Source organism: Salmonella sp. 32020114201800008SM, assembly GCF_017572025.1.
GTDB classification, from domain to species: domain Bacteria; phylum Pseudomonadota; class Gammaproteobacteria; order Enterobacterales; family Enterobacteriaceae; genus Salmonella; species Salmonella enterica.
The window spans coordinates 16,919-37,317 of record NZ_JAGEQM010000004.1 but is presented as its reverse complement, the minus strand read 5'-3'; the positions used below and the strand labels follow the sequence as shown (position 1 = coordinate 37,317).

Genomic DNA, 20,399 nt, shown 5'->3' with positions numbered 1-20,399 from the left:
CGCTCCCCTCACCTTCCTGGAGAATGTTATGAAATCAGTGGTTATTCACGCTGAGGGAGACGTGCGCGTTGAAGAACGCCCCTTACCACAACTGCAAGCCGAGGACGATGTGTTGGTCAAGGTCGTTAGCTCAGGGCTTTGCGGGTCGGATATCCCGCGTATTTTCGCGCAGGGCGCCCATTATTATCCTATTACGTTAGGTCATGAATTCAGCGGCTACGTTGAATCCTACGGCACAGGCGTAACGGATATGCAGCCCGGCGATGCCGTCGCTTGTGTCCCGCTTCTTCCCTGCTTTCACTGTCCGCAATGCGAACGCGGTTACTTTTCTTTATGCAAACAGTATCAGTTTGTAGGATCGCGCAGCGAAGGCGGTAATGCGGAATATGTGGTGGTCAAACGGGCCAATCTTTTCCGCTTGCCGTCTGATATGCCAATTGAAGATGGCGCGTTTATCGAACCGATTACCGTGGGCTTACACGCCTTTCATCTGGCGCAGGGCTGCGAGGGGAAAAACGTAATTATCGTCGGGGCCGGGACAATTGGCCTGCTGGCCTTACAGTGCGCGCGGGAACTGGGCGCGCGAAGCGTAACGGCGATTGATATCAATCCGCAGAAACTGGAACTGGCGAAAGCGCTCGGCGCAACGCATACCTGTAATAGCCGGGAAATGACCGCCGACGACATCCAGACCGCGTTGTCCGACATTCAGTTTGATCAACTGGTTCTCGAAACGGCAGGAACTCCCCAGACCGTCTCGCTGGCTATCGATATCGCCGGGCCGCGCGCGCAACTGGCGCTGGTGGGGACGTTACATCACGATCTCACCCTGACAACGCGTACATTCGGGTTAATTTTGCGTAAAGAGCTCACGCTCCTCGGCAGTTGGATGAACTACTCCGCGCCATGGCCAGGAGAGGAATGGGAAACCGCAGCGCGCCTGTTGGCTGAAAAACGTCTTCAACTGACCCCTCTCATTGCCCATCGCGGCGATGCGGAAAGCTTTGCAGAAGCAGTCAAAGCGCTTAATGGCGCGCCCATGCAGGGCAAAATCTTACTTCAACTTTCCTGATGGTACGAGCCAGCAACCTGCGCTGGCTCACATTTCCTTTCGAAATTTAGCGTTCACCTTTCGCAATCCTTCGATTAAACTAGTTACAGTTAATTATCAGGCAAATCAATATGAACTCATTTGAGCGAAGAAATAAAATTGTCGACCTGATTAATACGCAAGGCAGCGTGCTGGTGATGGACCTTTCAAATACCTTTGGTATTTCTGAAGTGACTATCCGTGCTGACCTGCGTCTGCTGGAAGAGAAAGGCCTTGTCACCCGTTTTCATGGCGGCGCGGCAAAACCGGGAAGTCATCTGGCGGAAGGCGACAATCAGGAAGTCATTCTGGAAGATCGGTATCAACTCGCCAGCGATCCGAAAAAGCGGATTGCCCAAGCGGCTGCGGCAATGGTTGAAGAAGGAATGACCATCATTCTGGATAGCGGGAGCACAACATTACTGATTGCGGAAGCGCTCGCGCGAAAAAGCAATATTACGGTGATCACTAACAGCTTGCCTGCCGCTTTTACGCTATCAGAAAATAAAGATCTCACGCTGGTGGTCTGCGGCGGTACGGTACGGCATAAAACCCACTCAATGCACGGCACGATTGCGGAACGATCGCTACACGGCATCAGCGCCGATGTCATGTTTGTCGGGGCGGATGGTATTGATGCGACAAACGGTATTACCACGTTTAACGAAGGTTATTCCATTAGCGGCGTCATGGCGGCGGCGGCACACAAAGTTATCGCGGTACTGGACGCGACCAAATTTAACCGTCGCGGCTTTAACCAGGTATTGCCGATGGACAAGATCGACTGTGTGATAACCGATGACACCATCAGCAAACAGGATAAAGCGGCATTAGCGAAAACAGGCGTGGAATTAATGATCGTCTAAAAAGGAGTCGGTTATGCGTTGCTGATCGCGAGAGTAAGCCCGAAGGAAAGGTCCGGCCCGCTATCACCGCCCAATGCCCCCATCAATTTACCCACATCAATCACCTGATTGAGTATTAACGTGATGGCGATAAAAGGCGGTTCCCGGGCGCTCGCTTTTACTCTTCCTGCTGCCCCAGCGCATACTTATACAGCGCATTTTTCTTCACGCCGTGAATTTCTGCTGCCAGCGCCGCCGCTTTTTTCAGCGGCAATTCGGCCTGTAGCAGCGCCAGCGTGCGCAGCGCGTCGGCGGGCAGGTCGTCTTCTTGCGCTTTATGGCCTTCGACAATCAGCACCATTTCGCCTTTGCGACGGTTTTCATCTTCTTTGACCCACGCCAGCAGCTCGCCGACCGGCGCGCCGTGAATGGTTTCCCAGGTTTTGGTCAGCTCACGCGCCAGTACCACATAACGGGATTCTCCCAATACCGCGACGATATCTTCCAGGCTATCTAACAGGCGGTGGGTTGACTCATAAAAAATCAGCGTTCGCGGTTCCGTTTCAATGGCTTTTAGCGCATCACGGCGGCCTTTGGATTTCGCCGGTAAAAAGCCTTCATAGCAGAAACGGTCGGATGGCAGGCCAGCGGCGCTCAGGGCGGCAATCGCCGCACACGGCCCCGGTAGCGGCACCACGCGAATCCCCGCTTCGCGACAAGTACGCACCAGGTGGTAGCCCGGATCGTTAATCAGCGGCGTACCGGCGTCGGAAACCAGCGCAATGTTCTGCCCTTCTTTTAGCTTCGCGACCAGCGTTTCCGCTTTTTGTTGTTCGTTATGGTCGTGCAGCGCGAACAATCGGGCATTAATCCCAAAATGTTGCAGCAATAAACCGGTGTGACGAGTATCCTCGGCGGCAATCAGATCTACAGCCTGTAACACCTCCAACGCACGCTGGGTAATATCCGCCAGATTACCGATAGGAGTAGGTACAATAAAGAGTTGGCCCTGAGAATTATCCGCCGATTCGTTTTGTTTCATTGTGTCGTCCGTATTGCCGATTTAATATTGAGCATTGCGTAAAAAAATATCACTGGATACAGTATGGTACCCTCAACATTTTCTCGTTTGAACGCCGCACGCGCGCTGCCTGTCGTCCTGGCTGCGCTACTTTTCGCCGGGTGCGGCACCCAGGCGCCAGATCAAAGCGCAGCCTATATGCAGGGTTCAGCGCAAGCTGACTCCGCCTTTTACCTGCATCAGATGCAGCAAAGCGCAGATGATAGCAAGACCAACTGGCAATTACTCGCCATTCATGCACTGCTGAAAGAAGGAAAAAGCCAGCAGGCCGTCGAGTTGTTCAATCAACTCCCGCAAAATCTGAACGATACCCAGCGTCGCGAACAGTCTTTATTAGCGGTAGAAATCAAACTGGCGCAAAAAGATGTCGCAGGCGCGCAGGCCTTGCTGGATAAACTAAAACCCGCCGACTTTGCGCCAAATCAACAAGCGCGTTACTGGCAGGCGCAGATCGTTGCCAGCCAGGGACGCCCGTCGCTTACCCTGTTGCGGGCGTTAATCGCCCAGGAACCGCTACTGGCGGCGAAAGATAAACAAAAAAATATCGACGCCACCTGGCAGGCGCTCTCCGCCATGACGCCGGATCAGGCCAGGACGTTAGTTATCAACGCTGATGAAAATGTGCTTCAGGGCTGGCTGGATCTGCAACGCGTCTGGTTTGACAACCGCAACGATCCAGACATGCTGAAAGCTGGGATCGCCGACTGGCAAAAACGCTACCCGCAAAATCCGGGGGCGAAAATGCTGCCGACGCAGCTCGTCAATGTACAACGTTTCAAACCGGCTTCCACCAGCAAAATCGCTCTGCTGCTGCCGCTGAACGGTCAGGCTGCCGTGTTTGGCCGTACCATCCAGCAAGGTTTCGAAGCCGCGAAAAACCTCGGCACCCAGGCGGTAGAGATGCAGCCTGCCGCCGCGCCTGATGCGCCAGTAGAACCTGGCGTGGAGGAGACGCAACCACAAATGACCAACGGCGTCGCCAGTCCGTCGCAGGCCTCGGTGAGCGATCTGACTGATGACGCTCCAGCCCAGTCCGCTACGCCAGTCAGCGCGCCACAGACTCCCCCTGCTACAGCAAGCGCGCCGGCGGATCCCTCCGCTGAATTAAAAATCTATGATACCTCTTCCCAGCCGTTGGATCAGGTGCTCGCTCAGGTTCAGCAAGACGGCGCCAGTATCGTGGTCGGGCCGTTGTTGAAAAACAATGTGGAAGCGCTGATGAAAAGCAACACGCCGCTCAACGTGCTGGCGCTCAACCAGCCGGAAACGGTACGTAGCTTCCCTAATATCTGCTATTTCGCGCTCTCTCCGGAAGATGAAGCCCGTGACGCGGCGCATCATATTTATGACCAGGGCAAGCAGTCGCCGCTGCTGTTGATCCCACGCAGCGCGCTTGGCGATCGCGTGGCGAACGCCTTCACCCAGGAGTGGCAAAAACTGGGCGGCGGCATCGTGTTACAGCAAAAATTCGGCTCCGTAGCCGAGCTGAAAATGGGCGTGAACGGCGGCGCGGGTATCGCGTTGACGGGCAGTCCGGTCGCCGCCAGCGTGCCTGCGCAGCCTGGCGTCACCATTGGCGGTCTGACCATCCCTGCGCCGCCGACCGACGCGCAAATCACCGGCGGCGGACGCGTAGACGCGGTCTATATTCTGGCTACGCCGGAAGAGATTGGCTTTATCAAACCGATGATCGCCATGCGTAACGGCACCCAGAGCGGCGCGACGCTGTATGCCAGCTCTCGCAGCGCGCAAGGCACCTCCGGCCCCGACTTCCGTCTGGAAATGGAGGGTTTACAATACAGTGAAATTCCTATGCTGGCAGGCGGCAATATGCCGTTGATGCAGCAGGCGCTGAGCGCTGTACATAACGACTATTCTCTGGCGCGGATGTACGCCATGGGCGTGGATGCCTGGACGCTGGCGAACCACTTTTCGCAGATGCGTCAGGTGCAGGGGTTTGAGATCAATGGCAATACCGGCGCATTAACCGCCAGCCCGGATTGTGTGATTAACAGGAAGTTATCATGGCTCAAATACCAGCAAGGGGAGATTGTTCCCGCCAGCTAACGCGTAAACAGGCTGGCGACGCGTGGGAAGCTGCCGCGCGTCGCTGGCTGGAAAGCAAAGGACTGCGGTTTATCGCCGCCAACGTGCGCGAGCGCGGCGGCGAAATCGATCTGATCATGCGCGACGGAAAAACGACGGTTTTTGTTGAGGTCCGCTATCGGCGCTCCGGGCTTTATGGCGGCGCGGCGGCTAGTGTGACCCGCAGCAAGCAACACAAATTATTACATACTGCCCGCTTGTGGCTCGCCCGCCAGAATGGGAGTTTTGATACTGTGGATTGTCGGTTCGATGTGTTAGCCTTCACCGGAAATGAGATTGAGTGGTTTCGGGATGCGTTTAACGACCACTCATAATTGAAGATTTTAAGGATTAGCGTGCTCGAAAGAATCAAAGTTTGCTTTACAGAAAGCATTCAAACTCAAATTGCTGCGGCGGAAGCGCTTCCGGATGCCATTTCCCGCGCCGCCATGACGCTGGTTCATTCCCTGCTTAACGGCAACAAAATCCTCTGTTGTGGAAACGGGACGTCCGCGGCCAACGCACAGCATTTTGCTGCCAGCATGATTAACCGCTTTGAAACGGAGCGACCCAGTTTACCCGCCATTGCACTAAATACCGATAATGTGGTCTTAACTGCGATCGCTAACGATCGCCTGCACGATGAAGTTTATGCAAAACAAGTCCGGGCGCTGGGACATGCAGGCGATGTTTTATTGGCGATCTCTACGCGTGGTAATAGTCGCGATATCGTAAAAGCCGTTGAAGCAGCCGTCACACGTGACATGACCATTGTGGCGCTAACCGGGTATGACGGGGGCGAGCTGGCCGGACTATTAGGGCCGCAGGATGTTGAAATTCGTATCCCTTCACACCACAGCGCGCGCATTCAGGAAATGCATATGCTGACGGTAAACTGCCTGTGCGATTTGATCGATAACACGCTTTTTCCTCACCAGGATGATTAAGGAGTACACATGAAGGCATTTTCGCCGCTCGCAGTCCTTATTTCTGCGTTGCTATTGCAAGGTTGCGTCGCCGCCGCGGTAGTGGGTACGGCAGCCGTCGGCACCAAAGCCGCAACCGACCCGCGTAGCGTGGGCACCCAGGTGGATGACGGAACGCTGGAACTGCGTGTCAGCAGCGCGCTGTCGAAAGATGAGCAAATCAAAAAAGAGACGCGCATCAATGTCACGGCTTATCAGGGCAAAGTTTTGTTAGTGGGCCAGTCGCCAAACAGCGAACTCTCCGCACGCGCTAAACAGATAGCGATGGGCGTTGAAGGCACCACCGAGGTCTATAACGAGATTCGCCAGGGTCAGCCTATCGGCCTGGGGACCGCCTCTAACGATACCTGGATCACCACGAAAGTTCGCTCACAGCTACTGACCAGCGATCAGGTAAAATCGTCAAACGTGAAAGTCACCACCGAAAATGGCGAAGTGTTCCTGCTGGGCCTGGTGACTGAACGTGAAGGTAAAGCGGCAGCGGACATCGCCAGCCGGGTGAGCGGCGTGAAACGCGTGACCACCGCCTTTACGTATATTAAGTAACCGGTGTGCCGGGTGGCGATAAGAATGTGTAAACCGCGTCGCCATCCGGTAAATCATCCGGCTTCGCTATTCCGCTTTTTCCCGCAGTTGCGATGAGGTCAGAATCGTCACGCCTTCTTGTGCTGGCGCCAGCGCTTCCGCCAGCATGGCCCGCGCCACATCCCGCGCATCGATCGATTTCCAGTTTCCTGGCAACAGCCGGAATAGCGGAGCGAAAAGCGTTTCATTCACCCGCCGCGTTGTTCTGTCGCCGAGCAGCATAGAAGGTCGGGCAATCGTCAAACGAGGCCAATTTTGCGCGATTAACGCCTCCTCCATTTCTCCTTTCACCCGATTGTAGAAAAACGGAGAGTGCGCGTTTGCTCCCATTGCGCTGACCACCACCATGTGCTGCGCACCCAGTCGACGTCCGGTCAGCGCAGTATCAACCACCAGCGTATAATCCGCATGAATAAACGCCGCTTTACTTCCCGCTTCACGCCGGGTCGTGCCCAGGCAGCAAAAAACAATATCTACCGGGTCGGTCACCTGAGCTAACGCATCGGTAAGCTGCGGATCGTGAGGGTTATAAACGCCGACAATATCCGTCAGCGGGCGACGCGTCGGCGCGGCGATAGCGCTCACCTGCGGCGTGTTGATTAACATTCTCAGCAGATGTCCGCCGACCAGTCCGGTCGCGCCGGTAATCAGTACCTGACTCATCCTCGCTCCTTTACAGATTTGTCCACCTTGCACTCTCGGCCCTATCGACCAGGCTTAATAGTCTACGAGGTAAGTATCCATCATTGTGGAAAATTTGCCTTACCCGACGCCACCACTGCGGAGGAAACGCATGAGTAAGAAAATTGCCGTTTTGATTACCGATGAATTTGAAGATTCAGAATTTACCTCGCCGGCTGCAGAATTCCGTCAGGCCGGCCATGAGGTCATCACCATCGAAAAAGAGGCGGGTAAAACGGTGAAAGGAAAAAAAGGCGAGGCCAGCGTCACCATTGATAAGGCTATTGATGACGTTCGTCCCGACGAGTTCGACGCCTTGCTATTGCCGGGAGGTCATTCGCCGGACTACCTGCGCGGCGACAGCCGTTTCGTGGATTTTACCCGCGATTTCGTTAACAGCGGTAAACCGGTTTTTGCCATTTGCCACGGCCCACAGTTGTTGATCAGCGCCGATGTCATTCGTGGCCGCAAACTCACGGCGGTGAAACCGATTATTATCGATGTGAAGAATGCGGGCGCGGAATTTTACGATCAGGAAGTCGTCGTCGATAAAGATCAGCTGGTGACCAGCCGCACGCCTGACGACCTGCCGGCATTTAACCGCGAGGCGCTACGCCTGCTGGGCGCGTGAGTCGCGTAACCAGTGCAGTTTTTTACCAAACCCCAGCGTGTTGTCGGTGAATTTAATTTCATCCAGCCGGATTTCCCATACCGGCGCTGGCAGCACCCTGGCGACCGGGAAGCGACGAAGGTAAGCTTTACGCGCGGCGTCGCTCTCCTGCCCCTCCAGACGGCGAATTTCCCCTTTAAACTGCACGCCGCGAATGCGCGCCACCGTTTTCGGCTGACCATTGACCGTTCCCGCAACTGGCGCGCACGCGCCGGACATTTGCGCATGGCGGGTTTTATCATCCGTTAACAGATACAGCGCGACGTTTTGCGCATCGAACAAATAAAACGCATTGGCGCACCACAGCTCTCCCTCATGGTGTACGCACCAGGTCACCACGTGTTGTTTCGCCAGCCAACGGCCAATAGCGGTAAGTGTGTCCATCTTTATTCTCGCTTATACTGGGAACCTGAAAATTATCATGCTGATGGCGACAATGGCACCCTGGTATCTGTATCTGATTCGTACTGCAGACAATGCGCTTTACACCGGAATAACCACCGATGTGGCGCGTCGTTACAGGCAGCATCAAACGGGAAAAGGCGCAAAAGCATTACGGGGAAAAGGCGAGTTAACGCTGGCGTTTGCGGCGCAGGTCGGCGATCGCTCGCTGGCCCTGCGCATAGAGTATCGCATCAAACAGCTCACAAAGCGCCAGAAGGAGCGCCTTGTGACGGAACGCGAAGCGTTTGAGGCGCTGCTGTCCAGCCTGCAAACGCCGGTGCTTAAAAACGATTGAAGTGGTCGTGATACTCCACCAGCCCCGTCACGCCCTCCAGCGCATCCTCAGCCAAACGGTGTACCTGGAAAGCGCTTTCCGTACCGGGCCAACGGCAGTGAAGATCGTAATGTGCGGCCAGTTCAAAACCGAAGCGGCTATATAACGCCGGATCGCCCAGCGTCACGACCGCCGCGTAGCCGAACTCGTTGAGCGAATCCAGCCCTTCATACACTAACTGGCGCGCCAGTCCTTGCCCGCGATACTTTTCATCGACCGCCAGCGGCGCCATGCCGACCCACTGTAAATCTTCGCCCTGCACATCAACCGGGCTAAAGGCGACATAGCCCACCACCTGGCCTTCATCATCCGTGGCCACCAGTCCGAGCGTCAGAAAACCATCTTCACGCAAATCGTGAACCAGCTTCGCTTCCGCATCGCTTTCGAATGAACGGCGTAACAGCGCATCAATACCAGGCGCATCAATGGGAATTTCTACTCGAATTAGCATGGTTCACCTACCGAGGTCTGTTTGGTTTCCGGCGAGTTTTTCATTCCCGCCTCAACAAAATCCGCCAGTTGCAGCAGCATAACGCGTAACGCTTTCGGCATCTGCTCCAGTTCGATGGCGTCCATCAGATTCTTCACATACAACCCTAACTCAGTATCGCCTTCAATGACCAGTCGACGCTGGAAAAAGAGCGTATCCGGGTCCTGTTTACGGGCAGCTATCATTAGCAGATCGCTGGCGTCGGCGCTAAAACTGACGTCAGCATCCGCCTGCTGGCTAACGATCAGCTTTTCATTTTCAACCGTGGTATACCATTTTAAGTCGATGTCACGAACATGAATGCTTAACCAACGACCTTCGAGGAATTCCAGCTCTCCATCGGCCAGCGCCTGACGAAACTGCCAGCTCAGAACCTGTTCCAGAACCTGGCGCTTTAGCGCAAAGGGCGTCAGTTTAACCGGTACACTCATCAGAGACGGGCCAGCATGGACTAAGCGTGAACGCAGTTTATCTAACACGAGCTTTACTCCCTGTTTCAATAGTCCTGTTATTTTGCCATATCCAATAAATCACATGGCGGCGTAAATCAACAATTGGGTCTGATTTTCTACCCCATTATTGGTGTTACCAATACGCCTTTAACTGCCTTAAATCAAAAATTGTCGCAGCAAGGTTAACTAAAATCCCTGTTCGTTAACAATTTTGCGTCTCAGACGTAACCCTCAGGATAAATTATGGAGCTGCTCTGCCCTGCCGGAAATCTCCCGGCGCTGAAGGCGGCCATCGAAAACGGCGCTGACGCCGTTTATATCGGGTTAAAAGACGATACCAATGCCCGTCATTTTGCCGGCCTTAACTTTACCGAAAAAAAATTGCAGGAAGCGGTGAGTTTTGTTCACCAGCATCGCCGCAAATTACACATCGCCATTAATACTTTTGCGCATCCGGACGGCTATGCCCGCTGGCAGCGCGCCGTGGATATGGCGGCGCAGCTTGGCGCCGACGCGCTGATTCTTGCCGACCTCGCTATGCTGGAATATGCCGCAGAGCGTTACCCGCATATTGAGCGCCATGTTTCCGTTCAGGCCTCGGCAACCAACGAAGAGGCGATTCGCTTTTATCACCGCAACTTTGATGTCCACCGCGTAGTACTGCCGCGTGTACTGTCGATTCACCAGGTAAAACAACTGGCCCGCGTCACGCCGGTGCCGCTGGAAGTATTCGCGTTTGGCAGCCTGTGCATTATGGCGGAAGGTCGCTGCTATCTTTCTTCTTACCTGACGGGGGAGTCGCCCAATACCGTCGGCGCCTGCTCTCCCGCCCGCTTTGTCCGTTGGCAGCAAACGCCGCAGGGGCTGGAATCGCGCCTGAATGATGTCCTGATTGACCGTTACCAGGATGGCGAAAACGCAGGCTACCCAACGCTGTGTAAAGGCCGCTATTTAGTGGACGGCGAGCGCTATCACGCGCTGGAGGAGCCAACCAGCCTGAACACGCTGGAACTGCTGCCGGAGCTCATGGCGGCGAACATCGCTTCGGTGAAGATCGAAGGCCGCCAGCGCAGCCCGGCCTATGTCAGCCAGGTGGCGAAAGTGTGGCGCCAGGCGATCGATCGCTGCAAAGCCGCCCCGCAAAACTTCGTTCCACAGCGCGACTGGATGGAGACGCTCGGCGCGATGTCCGAAGGCACCCAAACCACGCTTGGCGCATATCACCGTAAATGGCAGTGAGAGGAGCTATGAAATATTCCTTAGGACCGGTGCTTTATTACTGGCCGAAAGAGACGCTGGAAGATTTTTATCAGCAGGCCGCAAAAAGCAGCGCTGACGTCATTTATCTGGGCGAAGCGGTGTGCAGCAAGCGTCGCGCAACCAAAGTCGGCGACTGGCTGGAAATGGCGAAATCCCTCGCCGCCAGCGGTAAGCAGGTGGCGCTCTCCACCCTGGCGCTGGTACAGGCGTCATCTGAATTAAGCGAGCTGAAACGCTATGTGGACAACGGCGATTTTCTGCTGGAAGCCAGCGATCTTGGCGTGGTGAATCTGTGCGCCGAGCGCAAACTGCCGTTTGTCGCCGGCCATGCGCTGAACTGCTACAACGCGGTCACGCTGCGCCGGTTGCTGAAAGAAGGCATGGTACGCTGGTGTATGCCGGTGGAGCTGTCTCGCGACTGGCTGGTGAATTTGCTTAATCAGTGCGATGAACTGGGCATCCGCAATCAGTTTGAAGTGGAAGTGTTGAGCTACGGCCATCTGCCGCTGGCCTACTCCGCTCGCTGCTTTACCGCCCGTTCGGAAGACCGCCCGAAAGATGAGTGCGAAACCTGCTGTATCAAGTATCCAAACGGTCGTGACGTGTTCTCGCAAGAGAATCAGCAGGTGTTTGTGCTTAACGGTATTCAGACCATGAGCGGCTATGTCTATAACCTTGGCAACGAACTGACGTCGATGCAGGGATTGGTCGATATCGTGCGCCTGTCGCCGTTGGGTACGGAGACATTTGCCATGCTTGATGCCTTTCGCGCTAACGAAAACGGCGGCGCGCCATTAGCGCTTGCCGCGCATAGCGACTGCAACGGCTACTGGAAGCGGCTGGCCGGGCTGGAGCTACAGGCCTAGCCGGATGGCGGCATAAAGACCTTATCTGGCCTACAAATAGCGATCCCGTAGGCCCGATAAGCGCAGCGCTATCGGGCATTGTTTTTGCCGTCAGTCTCATAAAGCTCACTTTGTTAACAACATTCGCTAATCTTTAATGCAGTATTAAAAGATTAACCGGTAACAAAGTGAGCCGTTATGACTGACAAAACTATTCCGTTCTCGGCGCTGGATCTGGCGCCGATCCCTGAAGGAGCTTCGGCAAAAGAAGCCTTCACGCACTCGCTGGATCTCGCACGGCTGGCTGAAAAGCGCGGTTATCACCGCTACTGGCTGGCAGAACATCACAACATGACCGGTATCGCCAGCGCGGCGACCTCGGTATTGATTGGTTATCTGGCGGCCAATACCACAACATTACATCTTGGCTCCGGCGGCGTGATGCTGCCTAACCATTCACCGCTGGTGATTGCCGAGCAGTTCGGCACGCTGAATACGCTCTATCCGGGACGTATCGACTTAGGGTTGGGACGCGCGCCGGGTAGCGATCAGCCGACGATGCGCGCGCTACGTCGCCATATGAGCGGCGATATCGATAACTTTCCACGCGATGTCGCAGAGCTGGTGGACTGGTTCGACGCTCGCGACCCTAATCCGCATGTGCGCCCGGTGCCCGGCTACGGCGAGCAGGTCCCGGTCTGGCTGCTGGGCTCCAGCTTGTATAGCGCACAGTTGGCGGCCCAGCTTGGCCTACCGTTCGCCTTTGCTTCGCATTTCGCGCCGGATATGTTGTTCCAGGCGCTGCATCTGTACCGTACCCAGTTCAAACCTTCAGCGCGGCTGGAAAAACCGTACGCGATGGTGTGTATCAATATTATCGCCGCCGACAGCAACCGCGACGCCGAATTCCTGTTTACCTCTATGCAGCAGGCTTTTGTGAAGCTACGCCGTGGAGAAACCGGCCAACTGCCGCCGCCGATTGAGAATATGGAGACCTTCTGGTCGCCATCCGAGCAGTATGGCGTGCAACAGGCGCTGAGTATGTCGCTGGTCGGTGATAAGGCGAAAGTCCGCCACGGGCTGGAATCCATCCTGCGGGAGACCCAGGCGGATGAAATTATGGTAAACGGGCAGATTTTCGATCATCAGGCGCGGCTGCATTCGTTTGATTTGGCGATGGATGTGAAGCAGGAATTGTTGGGGTAGTGCGTTGTTTTGCCCGGTGACGCTTCGCTTACCGGGCCTACAGCATCAAGTAGGCCGGATAAGGTGCAACCGCCATCCGGCACAATAACGTTACTGGTACACCGGCAGCAAATTAAAGCTCGACAGAATATGGATAACCGCGTTGCCAACACCGAAGACCAAAATCAGGGCAATCATCGGTTTACCGCCCCAGACGCGGAATTTCGGGCTGCCGAAACGTTCGCGAGATTTACGCGCCAACAGCGCAGGCACAATGGCCGCCCAGATAGTTGCAGCTAAACCTGCATAGCCAATGGCGTACAGGAAGCCGTTCGGCCACAGCAGGCCACCGACAATTGGCGGCACAAACGTCAGCAGTGCGGTTTTAAAACGCCCCATTGCCGAGTCATCCAAACCAAACAGATCCGCCAGATAGTCAAACAGCCCCAGCGTCACGCCAAGGAAGGAACTGGCGACAGCAAAGTTAGAGAACACCACCAGCAGCAGATCCAGGCTGCGGCTGTTCAGCACGCCGCTCAACGCCTGTACCAGCACATCAATATTGCCGCCTTTCTGCGCAATGCCGATAAATTCCGGACGCGGGATGTTGCCCATCGTCCCCAGCAGCCAGACGGAATAGAGCGCCAGCGCCAGTAACGTCCCATAAATCAGGCATTTGACGATGGTGCGCGGATCTTTGCCGTAATATTTCATCAGGCTCGGTACGTTACCGTGATAACCAAAAGAGGCCAGACAAAATGGCAGCGTCATCAGCAGGTACGGCGTATATGACGCGTGGCTTTCAGCCACGTTAAACAATGTGGTCGGCGTGACGTGCCCCAACAGGCTGCCGAAGGTCAGGAAGAAAGTAATCACTTTCGCGCCCAGCACAATCGCCGTCATCCGACTGACCGCCTTCGTACTCAGCCACACAACAAACGCCACCAGCAGCGCAAAGGCAAAACCTGCCGCTCGCGCCGGAACGTTCAGCGACATCTCAGCAAAGGTATGATGCAGAATTGAGCCGCTCGCCGAGATATAGGCGTAAGTCAGGATGTAGAGCACAAAGGCAATGGAAATACCGTTGACAATGTTCCAGCCTTTCCCCAACAGATCTTTGGTGATGGTGTCGAAACTCGAACCAATGCGGTAGTTAAGGTTGGCTTCGAGGATCATCAGCCCGGAGTGCAGCATACAAAACCAGGTAAAGACCAGCGCCGCCATCGACCAGAAGAACCACGCCCCGGACATGACCACCGGCAGGGAGAACATCCCCGCGCCAATGATGGTGCCGCCGATAATCACCACGCCGCCAAGCAGCGAAGGTGACGTTTGGGTGGTGGTAAGTGTTGCCATTCAGCTCTCTCTCCAGTCATTTATAGTATGACTATCTCTCAATACGCTGCACTGTACCAGTACACGAGTACAAAAGAAATAAAAAAAGCCCCGATTGTGACGATCGGGGCTGTATATTTTACTTTACGCTGTGAATGCGCAGGTCAGCGTGAGTTACGCATCACCGCCGAAACGACGGCGACCGGTAGAGTCATCACGACGCGGACCACGGCTTTCACGACGTTCGCCGCTGAAGCGACGACCATCACCACGACCGCCTTCACGACGTTCGCCGCTGAAATTACGACCGCCTTCACGACGCTCGCCACTGAAGCTACGACCACCGCCGCGACGTTCGCCGCCCGCGTGCGGAACAGCATCACCCAACAGCTGCATATTCATCGGCTTGTTCAGAATGCGGGTACGCGTGAAGTGCTGGAGCACTTCGCCCGGCATACCTTTCGGCAGCTCGATGGTGGAGTGAGACGCGAACAGCTTAATGTTACCAATGTAACGGCTGCTGATGTCGCCTTCGTTAGCGATAGCGCCCACGATATGACGAACTTCAACGCCGTCATCACGGCCCACTTCAATGCGGTATAACTGCATATCGCCAACGTCACGACGTTCACGACGCGGACGATCTTCACGATCGCCACGCGGGCCACGGTCGTTACGATCGCGCGGACCACGGTCATCACGGTCACGGAATTCACGCTTAGGACGCATCGGCGCATCCGGCGGCAGAATCAGCGGACGCTCGCCCTGCGCCATTTTCAGCAGTGCGGCAGCCAGCGTTTCGAGATCCAGCTCTTCACCTTCAGCAGACGGCTGGATTTTCGCCAGCAGCGCACGGTACTGATCCAGATCGCTGCTTTCCAGTTGCTGCTGAACTTTCGCGGCGAATTTTTCCAGACGGCGTTTACCCAGCAGTTCTGCGTTCGGCAGTTCCACTTCCGGAATGGTCAGCTTCATGGTGCGTTCGATGTTGCGCAGCAGACGACGCTCGCGGTTCTCAACGAACAGCAGCGCGCGACCGGCGCGACCCGCACGGCCGGTACGACCGATACGGTGAACGTAGGACTCGGAATCCATCGGGATATCGTAGTTCACCACCAGGCTGATACGTTCAACGTCCAGACCACGTGCCGCAACGTCGGTAGCGATCAGGATGTCCAGACGACCATCTTTCAGGCGTTCCAGAGTCTGCTCACGCAGCGCCTGGTTCATATCGCCATTCAACGCGGCGCTGTTGTAGCCGCTACGTTCCAGCGCTTCTGCTACTTCCAGGGTCGCGTTTTTGGTACGCACGAAGATAATCGCCGCATCAAAGTCTTCCGCTTCCAGGAAACGCACCAGCGCTTCGTTTTTACGCATACCCCAGACAGTCCAGTAGCTCTGGCTGATGTCAGGACGGGTAGTCACGCTGGACTGAATGCGCACTTCCTGCGGCTCTTTCATAAAGCGGCGGGTAATGCGACGAATCGCTTCCGGCATGGTGGCGGAGAACAGAGCGGTCTGATGACCTTCCGGGATCTGCGCCATAATAGTTTCAACGTCTTCGATGAAGCCCATACGCAGCATTTCGTCGGCTTCATCCAGCACCAGACCACTCAGTTTAGAGAGGTCGAGGGTGCCGCGTTTTAAGTGATCAAGCAGACGTCCCGGCGTACCGACAACGATCTGCGGCCCCTGACGCAGGGCGCGTAACTGCACGTCATAACGCTGACCGCCGTACAGGGCAACCACGTTTACGCCGCGCATGTGTTTAGAGAAATCCGTCATGGCTTCGGCAACCTGTACCGCCAGTTCGCGGGTTGGCGCCAGCACCAGAATCTGAGGTGCCTTCAGCTCAGGATCAAGATTGTTGAGCAGCGGTAAAGAGAACGCTGCGGTTTTGCCGCTACCGGTCTGGGCCATGCCCAGCACGTCGCGACCGCCCAGCAGATGCGGAATGCACTCTGCCTGGATTGGAGATGGTTTTTCGTAACCCAGATCGGTAAGGGCTTCAAGGATAGGAGCCTTCAGCCCCAGATCTGCAAAAGTGGTTTCGAATTCAGCCATGTAGTACGTGTGCCTCAAAATTAATGGCGGCCAGTCTACATAACTCATCATGAAATTGATCTGCAATTTTCATTGAAAAGTGTGAACCGGCTCAAAGTAGGTGTATTAACGAACAACAACGCCCTCACCCGCGAAGGTGATGGCAATCAAAAAGATTACGGGCTGATATGTTCGTCAGCTATTGCTGGTCCGATTCTGCCAGGTCATCTTGGTCCTGGCCCAGGAGCGATAATTCCAACAATGCGTATCGGTGCTCAACAAAGTTATGAACGTTGTTGGCCACCGCCAGTTTGAACAGAGCCGTGGCGCTGTCCAAATCCCCCAGACTTAGGTAATACTTACCTAAATAGAAGTTGGTTTCACTGAGATGCTCAGCGAGCGAGGTGTTATCCGTTGCGTCCGCCTTGAGCCTTTCCATCAGCGTTGCTTCGCTAATGTCGCCCAGGTAGAACTCGACAATGTTCCATCCCCATTGCTCTTTATCCGATTTTTCGAAGCGTGCTTTTAACGCTTCTTTCGCCTGCTTCTCATTAAGCTTCTGCTCAACAAGATACAGCCACAGGCTGCGGTAAGGATCATTGGGATCGTCTTGATAAAACGCCAGCAGATCATCTTGCGCTAACTTATCACGGCCGCCGTAATACAATGCGATACCGCGGTTTAAGTGCGCGTAGTTGTAAGTTGGATCAAGCTCTAGTACAGAATCAAACGCTTCATAGGCAGCATCAAAATTGCCTGCCTGCGTTAAATAAATGCCTAAGTAATTGAATACTTCAGGCATATCCGGTCTGATTGCCAGCGCTTGTGAAAAATCATTTCGCGCTAATGCCCTCAAACCAAGACTATCATACAACACTCCGCGCTCATATAAAAGCTGTGCGCGTTCGTCATCGGTTAAAGCCCGACTGGCAAGAATCTGTTCCATACGCGCCAGAATCACTTCCTGCTGTAAAGTCGGTTGCAATGGTACTGCGAGGACTTCACTTTTACGCCAGGCGGAATTACTGCATCCTGCAAGCGTAAGTGCTGTCGCAACGAAACACCAGCGCAAAAAAGGCTTCATTTCCCACTCCCGAAGACAACGATTGAATGAACGTCCTGTTCCCCGGTGGCTCAACAAGGCGTCCAGCCAGGTCTAAAGCCCTCCGCACTGCGGAGGGCAAAAGGCTACCTTACTCGGCCTGTTCGCTCGCCGGAGCTTCCGGCGCAGCCGCAGGTTGAGACTGCTCGGTTGCTTCTTTAATGCTCAGACGTACACGGCCCTGGCGGTCAACTTCCAGAACCTTAACCGGGACTTCCTGACCCATCTGCAGATAATCGGTCACTTTCTCTACACGCTTATCCGCGATTTGAGAGATGTGAACCAGACCTTCTTTACCGCCGCCGATGGCAACAAACGCGCCAAAGTCAACGATACGGGTCACTTTACCATTGTAGATACGGCCGACTTCGATCTCTGCGGTAATCTCTTCGATACGACGGATAGCGTATTTCGCTTTTTCACCGTCGGTCGCCGCGATCTTCACAGTACCGTCATCTTCGATTTCGATGGTGGTGCCGGTCTCTTCAGTCAGCGCGCGGATCACAGAACCGCCTTTACCGATCACGTCTTTGATCTTGTCCGTGCTGATCTTGATGGTATGGATACGCGGCGCAAATTCAGAGATATCGCCGCGCGGCGCGTTGATCGCCTGTTCCATCACGCCCAGGATGTGCAGACGCGCACCTTTAGCCTGGTTCAACGCAACCTGCATGATCTCTTTGGTGATACCTTCAATTTTGATATCCATCTGCAGCGCAGAGATACCGTCGCGGGAACCCGCCACTTTGAAGTCCATATCGCCCAGGTGATCTTCGTCGCCCAGAATGTCAGACAGTACAACGTAGTTGTCGCCTTCTTTCACCAGACCCATAGCGATACCTGCTACGGCGGCTTTAATTGGCACGCCAGCGTCCATCAGCGCCAGAGAAGCGCCGCACACGGAAGCCATAGAGGAAGAACCGTTGGATTCGGTGATTTCAGACACCACGCGAACGGTGTACGGGAATTTATCCATGTCCGGCATCACTGCCAGCACGCCGCGCTTCGCCAGACGACCGTGACCAATTTCACGACGCTTCGGAGAACCGACCATGCCGGTTTCGCCTACGGAGTACGGAGGGAAGTTGTAGTGGAACAGGAAGCTGTCAGTGCGCTCGCCCATCAGTTCATCAAGCACCTGCGCGTCACGGGCAGTACCCAGAGTCGCGGTAACCAGCGCCTGCGTTTCACCACGGGTAAACAGAGCGGAACCGTGAGTACGCGGCAGTACGCCAGTGCGCACGTCCAGACCACGGATCATGTCTTTTTCACGGCCATCAATACGCGGCTCGCCTGCCAGTACGCGGCTACGCACCACGTTTTTCTCGATGGCGTGCAGGATTTCGCCCAGCTCGTTAGCATCCAGAGTTTCATCTTCTGCAATAAGCTGCTCGATGGTTTCGGATTTGATTACGTCAACCTGAGCATAGCGTTCTTGTTTATCGGTGATGCGGTACGCGTCGCTCAGACGAGATTCAGCCAGCGCAGCAACACGCGCGTTCAACGCGTCGTTGACGGCTTCCGGCTGCCAGTCCCAACGCGGTTTACCGGCTTCTTTCACCAGATCGTTGATCGCCTGGATAACAACCTGCTGCTGCTCGTGACCGAATACCACCGCGCCCAGCATAGTGTCTTCGCTCAGCAGTTCAGCTTCGGATTCCACCATCAGCACAGCCGCTTCGGTACCGGCAACCACCAGGTCCAGCTTGCTTTCTTTCAGCTCGTCCTGGGTCGGGTTCAGCACGTACTGGTCATTGATGTAACCTACGCGCGCCGCGCCGATTGGGCCGTTGAACGGAATGCCGGACAGCGACAGCGCAGCGGATGCGCCGATCATGGCAACGATGTCTGGGTTAACCTGCGGGTTAACGGAAACGACGGTCGCAATAACCTGCACTTCGTTAACGAAGCCTTCCGGGAACAGCGGACGAACCGGGCGGTCAATCAGACGCGCAATCAGGGTTTCGCCTTCGCTTGGACGGCCTTCACGACGGAAGAAGCTGCCCGGGATACGACCAGCAGCGTAGGTACGCTCCTGATAGTTAACGGTCAGTGGGAAGAAGTCCTGGCCTGGCTTGGCTTTTTTCTGGCCGACAACGGTAACGAATACGGCGGTGTCATCCATGCTTACCATAACAGCGGCAGTGGCCTGACGCGCCATCATGCCAGTTTCCAGCGTAACGGTATGCTGACCGTACTGGAATTTACGAACGATCGGATTAAGCAAAATAATATCCTTTCCAATTTTTGACGGCATAATACGCGCCGTCGTTAATACCCGATCTTCTGCGCATCCTCGCGACTAATGACAACCCTAACCCTGATATGGGTAAAGCCTCTCATTAGCCGCGCGAACCTCTGCAACGGAAGATCATTCATAGCAACAATACATTAGTTTCCAGCGAATTGCTGCCATCTGCTGGAAAAAAGGGGCCATGAAGGCCCCCTCTTTCTGAAACTCGAAAGAATTAGCGACGCAGACCCAGACGCTCAATCAGCGCGGTGTAGCGTGCAACATCTTTACGTTTCAGGTAGTCGAGCAGTTTACGACGCTGAGAAACCATACGCAGCAGACCACGACGGCTGTGGTGATCTTTTTTATGCTCTGCAAAGTGACCCTGCAGGTGGTTAATCTGTGCAGTCAACAGAGCAACCTGAACATCGGTAGAACCGGTGTCGTTTGCGTCACGACCGAACTCAGAAACGATTTTAGCTGTAGCTTCAGTACTTAGAGACATTTTAAAACTCCAAAGTATTTAAGAATGAGAGGACGCCGATCTCTAATTCAGCGATCCCAGTGTACGCCGCGTAAACTGTTAAATAATTTACGCGACGTTAAGCGGCGGTATTCTACTCGCAGCGCTCTCTTATCGCAAGACGAAGCGA

The 20,399-nt window shown here is 54.9% G+C and carries 22 protein-coding genes; 11 read left to right on the top strand and 11 right to left on the bottom strand.

Annotation, left to right across the window (positions count from 1 at the left end; all coding sequences use genetic code 11):
• The first annotated feature begins 28 nt into the window (after positions 1-28).
• Positions 29-1,072: a galactitol-1-phosphate 5-dehydrogenase gene (gene gatD / locus J4613_RS12425; RefSeq protein WP_000844174.1), complete on the top strand. Its 1,044-nt coding sequence runs from the start codon at positions 29-31 to the stop codon at positions 1,070-1,072.
• A 110-nt stretch (positions 1,073-1,182) separates the two neighbouring features.
• Positions 1,183-1,956 carry a DeoR/GlpR family DNA-binding transcription regulator gene (locus J4613_RS12420; protein WP_001083899.1) on the top strand — a complete coding sequence of 258 codons (774 nt, stop codon included), beginning with the start codon at positions 1,183-1,185 and terminating at the stop codon, positions 1,954-1,956.
• Positions 1,957-2,113: 157 nt separating this feature from the next.
• On the opposite strand, the gene rsmI is transcribed toward J4613_RS12420, so the two are convergent.
• A complete protein-coding gene (rsmI, locus tag J4613_RS12415; protein ID WP_000812290.1) occupies positions 2,114-2,977 on the bottom strand; it encodes a 16S rRNA (cytidine(1402)-2'-O)-methyltransferase in 864 nt (287 codons plus the stop codon).
• A gap of 63 nt (positions 2,978-3,040) precedes the next feature.
• Between rsmI and J4613_RS12410 the strand changes: the two genes are divergently transcribed.
• Genes J4613_RS12410 through dolP form a run of 4 tightly spaced genes read left to right on the top strand, consistent with a single transcriptional unit; the run spans position 3,041 to position 6,633 of the window.
• Entirely contained in the window at positions 3,041-5,083 is a 2,043-nt protein-coding gene (locus J4613_RS12410; RefSeq protein ID WP_080171553.1) for a penicillin-binding protein activator, read from the top strand.
• The gene (locus J4613_RS12405) at positions 5,041-5,436 is read left to right on the top strand and encodes a YraN family protein (protein WP_000057285.1); all 396 of its coding nucleotides are present in this window, start codon (positions 5,041-5,043) and stop codon (positions 5,434-5,436) included. The genes J4613_RS12410 and J4613_RS12405 overlap by 43 nt, the downstream gene beginning before the upstream one ends.
• A 21-nt stretch (positions 5,437-5,457) precedes the next feature.
• Positions 5,458-6,048, top strand: a complete 591-nt coding sequence (gene diaA, locus J4613_RS12400; RefSeq protein WP_000893481.1) for a DnaA initiator-associating protein DiaA — start codon at positions 5,458-5,460, stop codon at positions 6,046-6,048.
• Positions 6,049-6,057: 9 nt separating this feature from the next.
• On the top strand, positions 6,058-6,633 hold the full coding sequence (dolP, locus tag J4613_RS12395; RefSeq protein ID WP_000643280.1) for a division/outer membrane stress-associated lipid-binding lipoprotein: 576 nt from the start codon (positions 6,058-6,060) through the stop codon (positions 6,631-6,633).
• Positions 6,634-6,699: 66 nt separating this feature from the next.
• On the opposite strand, the gene J4613_RS12390 is transcribed toward dolP, so the two are convergent.
• Positions 6,700-7,335 (bottom strand): NAD(P)H-binding protein, encoded by a 636-nt coding sequence (locus J4613_RS12390; protein WP_001521094.1) that lies wholly within the window; start codon positions 7,333-7,335, stop codon positions 6,700-6,702.
• Between the two features lie 130 nt (positions 7,336-7,465).
• Here J4613_RS12390 and yhbO point away from each other — a divergent pair, with 130 nt between their 5' ends.
• A complete protein-coding gene (yhbO, locus tag J4613_RS12385) occupies positions 7,466-7,984 on the top strand; it encodes a protein/nucleic acid deglycase (protein WP_000037599.1) in 519 nt (172 codons plus the stop codon).
• On the opposite strand, the gene J4613_RS12380 is transcribed toward yhbO, so the two are convergent.
• Complete coding sequence (locus J4613_RS12380; protein ID WP_000380404.1) at positions 7,964-8,407, bottom strand: YhbP family protein; 444 nt, start codon at positions 8,405-8,407, stop codon at positions 7,964-7,966. The genes yhbO and J4613_RS12380 overlap by 21 nt on opposite strands.
• 37 nt (positions 8,408-8,444) lie before the next feature.
• On the opposite strand from J4613_RS12380, the gene J4613_RS12375 reads away from it, so the two are divergent.
• A complete protein-coding gene (locus J4613_RS12375; protein ID WP_079951118.1) occupies positions 8,445-8,762 on the top strand; it encodes a GIY-YIG nuclease family protein in 318 nt (105 codons plus the stop codon).
• Here the strand turns inward: J4613_RS12375 and J4613_RS12370 are convergent.
• Positions 8,749-9,252 (bottom strand): N-acetyltransferase, encoded by a 504-nt coding sequence (locus J4613_RS12370; protein ID WP_000908562.1) that lies wholly within the window; start codon positions 9,250-9,252, stop codon positions 8,749-8,751. The genes J4613_RS12375 and J4613_RS12370 overlap by 14 nt on opposite strands.
• Positions 9,246-9,770 carry an SCP2 domain-containing protein gene (locus J4613_RS12365; protein WP_000884721.1) on the bottom strand — a complete coding sequence of 175 codons (525 nt, stop codon included), beginning with the start codon at positions 9,768-9,770 and terminating at the stop codon, positions 9,246-9,248. The genes J4613_RS12370 and J4613_RS12365 overlap by 7 nt, the downstream gene beginning before the upstream one ends.
• A 216-nt stretch (positions 9,771-9,986) precedes the next feature.
• Here J4613_RS12365 and J4613_RS12360 point away from each other — a divergent pair, with 216 nt between their 5' ends.
• From J4613_RS12360 to J4613_RS12350, 3 genes are all read left to right on the top strand, one after another.
• Positions 9,987-10,982 (top strand): peptidase U32 family protein, encoded by a 996-nt coding sequence (locus tag J4613_RS12360; RefSeq protein ID WP_000421309.1) that lies wholly within the window; start codon positions 9,987-9,989, stop codon positions 10,980-10,982.
• Positions 10,973-11,869, top strand: a complete 897-nt coding sequence (locus J4613_RS12355) for a U32 family peptidase (RefSeq protein WP_111742233.1) — start codon at positions 10,973-10,975, stop codon at positions 11,867-11,869. Before J4613_RS12360 ends, J4613_RS12355 begins: the two co-directional genes overlap by 10 nt.
• Before the next feature lie 177 nt (positions 11,870-12,046).
• Complete coding sequence (locus J4613_RS12350) at positions 12,047-13,054, top strand: LLM class flavin-dependent oxidoreductase (RefSeq protein WP_000130411.1); 1,008 nt, start codon at positions 12,047-12,049, stop codon at positions 13,052-13,054.
• 90 nt (positions 13,055-13,144) lie between these two features.
• On the opposite strand, the gene mtr is transcribed toward J4613_RS12350, so the two are convergent.
• The 6 genes from mtr to rpsO all read right to left on the bottom strand — a co-directional run bounded on the left by mtr (position 13,145) and on the right by rpsO (position 20,251).
• Positions 13,145-14,389, bottom strand: a complete 1,245-nt coding sequence (gene mtr / locus J4613_RS12345) for a tryptophan permease (protein WP_000224380.1) — start codon at positions 14,387-14,389, stop codon at positions 13,145-13,147.
• Positions 14,390-14,542: 153 nt separating this feature from the next.
• Positions 14,543-16,432: an ATP-dependent RNA helicase DeaD gene (gene deaD, locus J4613_RS12340; protein ID WP_000807244.1), complete on the bottom strand. Its 1,890-nt coding sequence runs from the start codon at positions 16,430-16,432 to the stop codon at positions 14,543-14,545.
• The gene (gene yrbN, locus J4613_RS12335) at positions 16,425-16,505 is read right to left on the bottom strand and encodes a protein YrbN (RefSeq protein ID WP_010723222.1); all 81 of its coding nucleotides are present in this window, start codon (positions 16,503-16,505) and stop codon (positions 16,425-16,427) included. Before yrbN ends, deaD begins: the two co-directional genes overlap by 8 nt.
• A gap of 105 nt (positions 16,506-16,610) precedes the next feature.
• The gene (gene nlpI, locus J4613_RS12330) at positions 16,611-17,495 is read right to left on the bottom strand and encodes a lipoprotein NlpI (protein WP_000802069.1); all 885 of its coding nucleotides are present in this window, start codon (positions 17,493-17,495) and stop codon (positions 16,611-16,613) included.
• Between the two features lie 109 nt (positions 17,496-17,604).
• Positions 17,605-19,740 (bottom strand): polyribonucleotide nucleotidyltransferase, encoded by a 2,136-nt coding sequence (gene pnp / locus J4613_RS12325; RefSeq protein WP_001670767.1) that lies wholly within the window; start codon positions 19,738-19,740, stop codon positions 17,605-17,607.
• A 241-nt stretch (positions 19,741-19,981) separates the two neighbouring features.
• The gene (gene rpsO, locus J4613_RS12320) at positions 19,982-20,251 is read right to left on the bottom strand and encodes a 30S ribosomal protein S15 (RefSeq protein ID WP_000059465.1); all 270 of its coding nucleotides are present in this window, start codon (positions 20,249-20,251) and stop codon (positions 19,982-19,984) included.
• Positions 20,252-20,399: the final 148 nt, after the last annotated feature.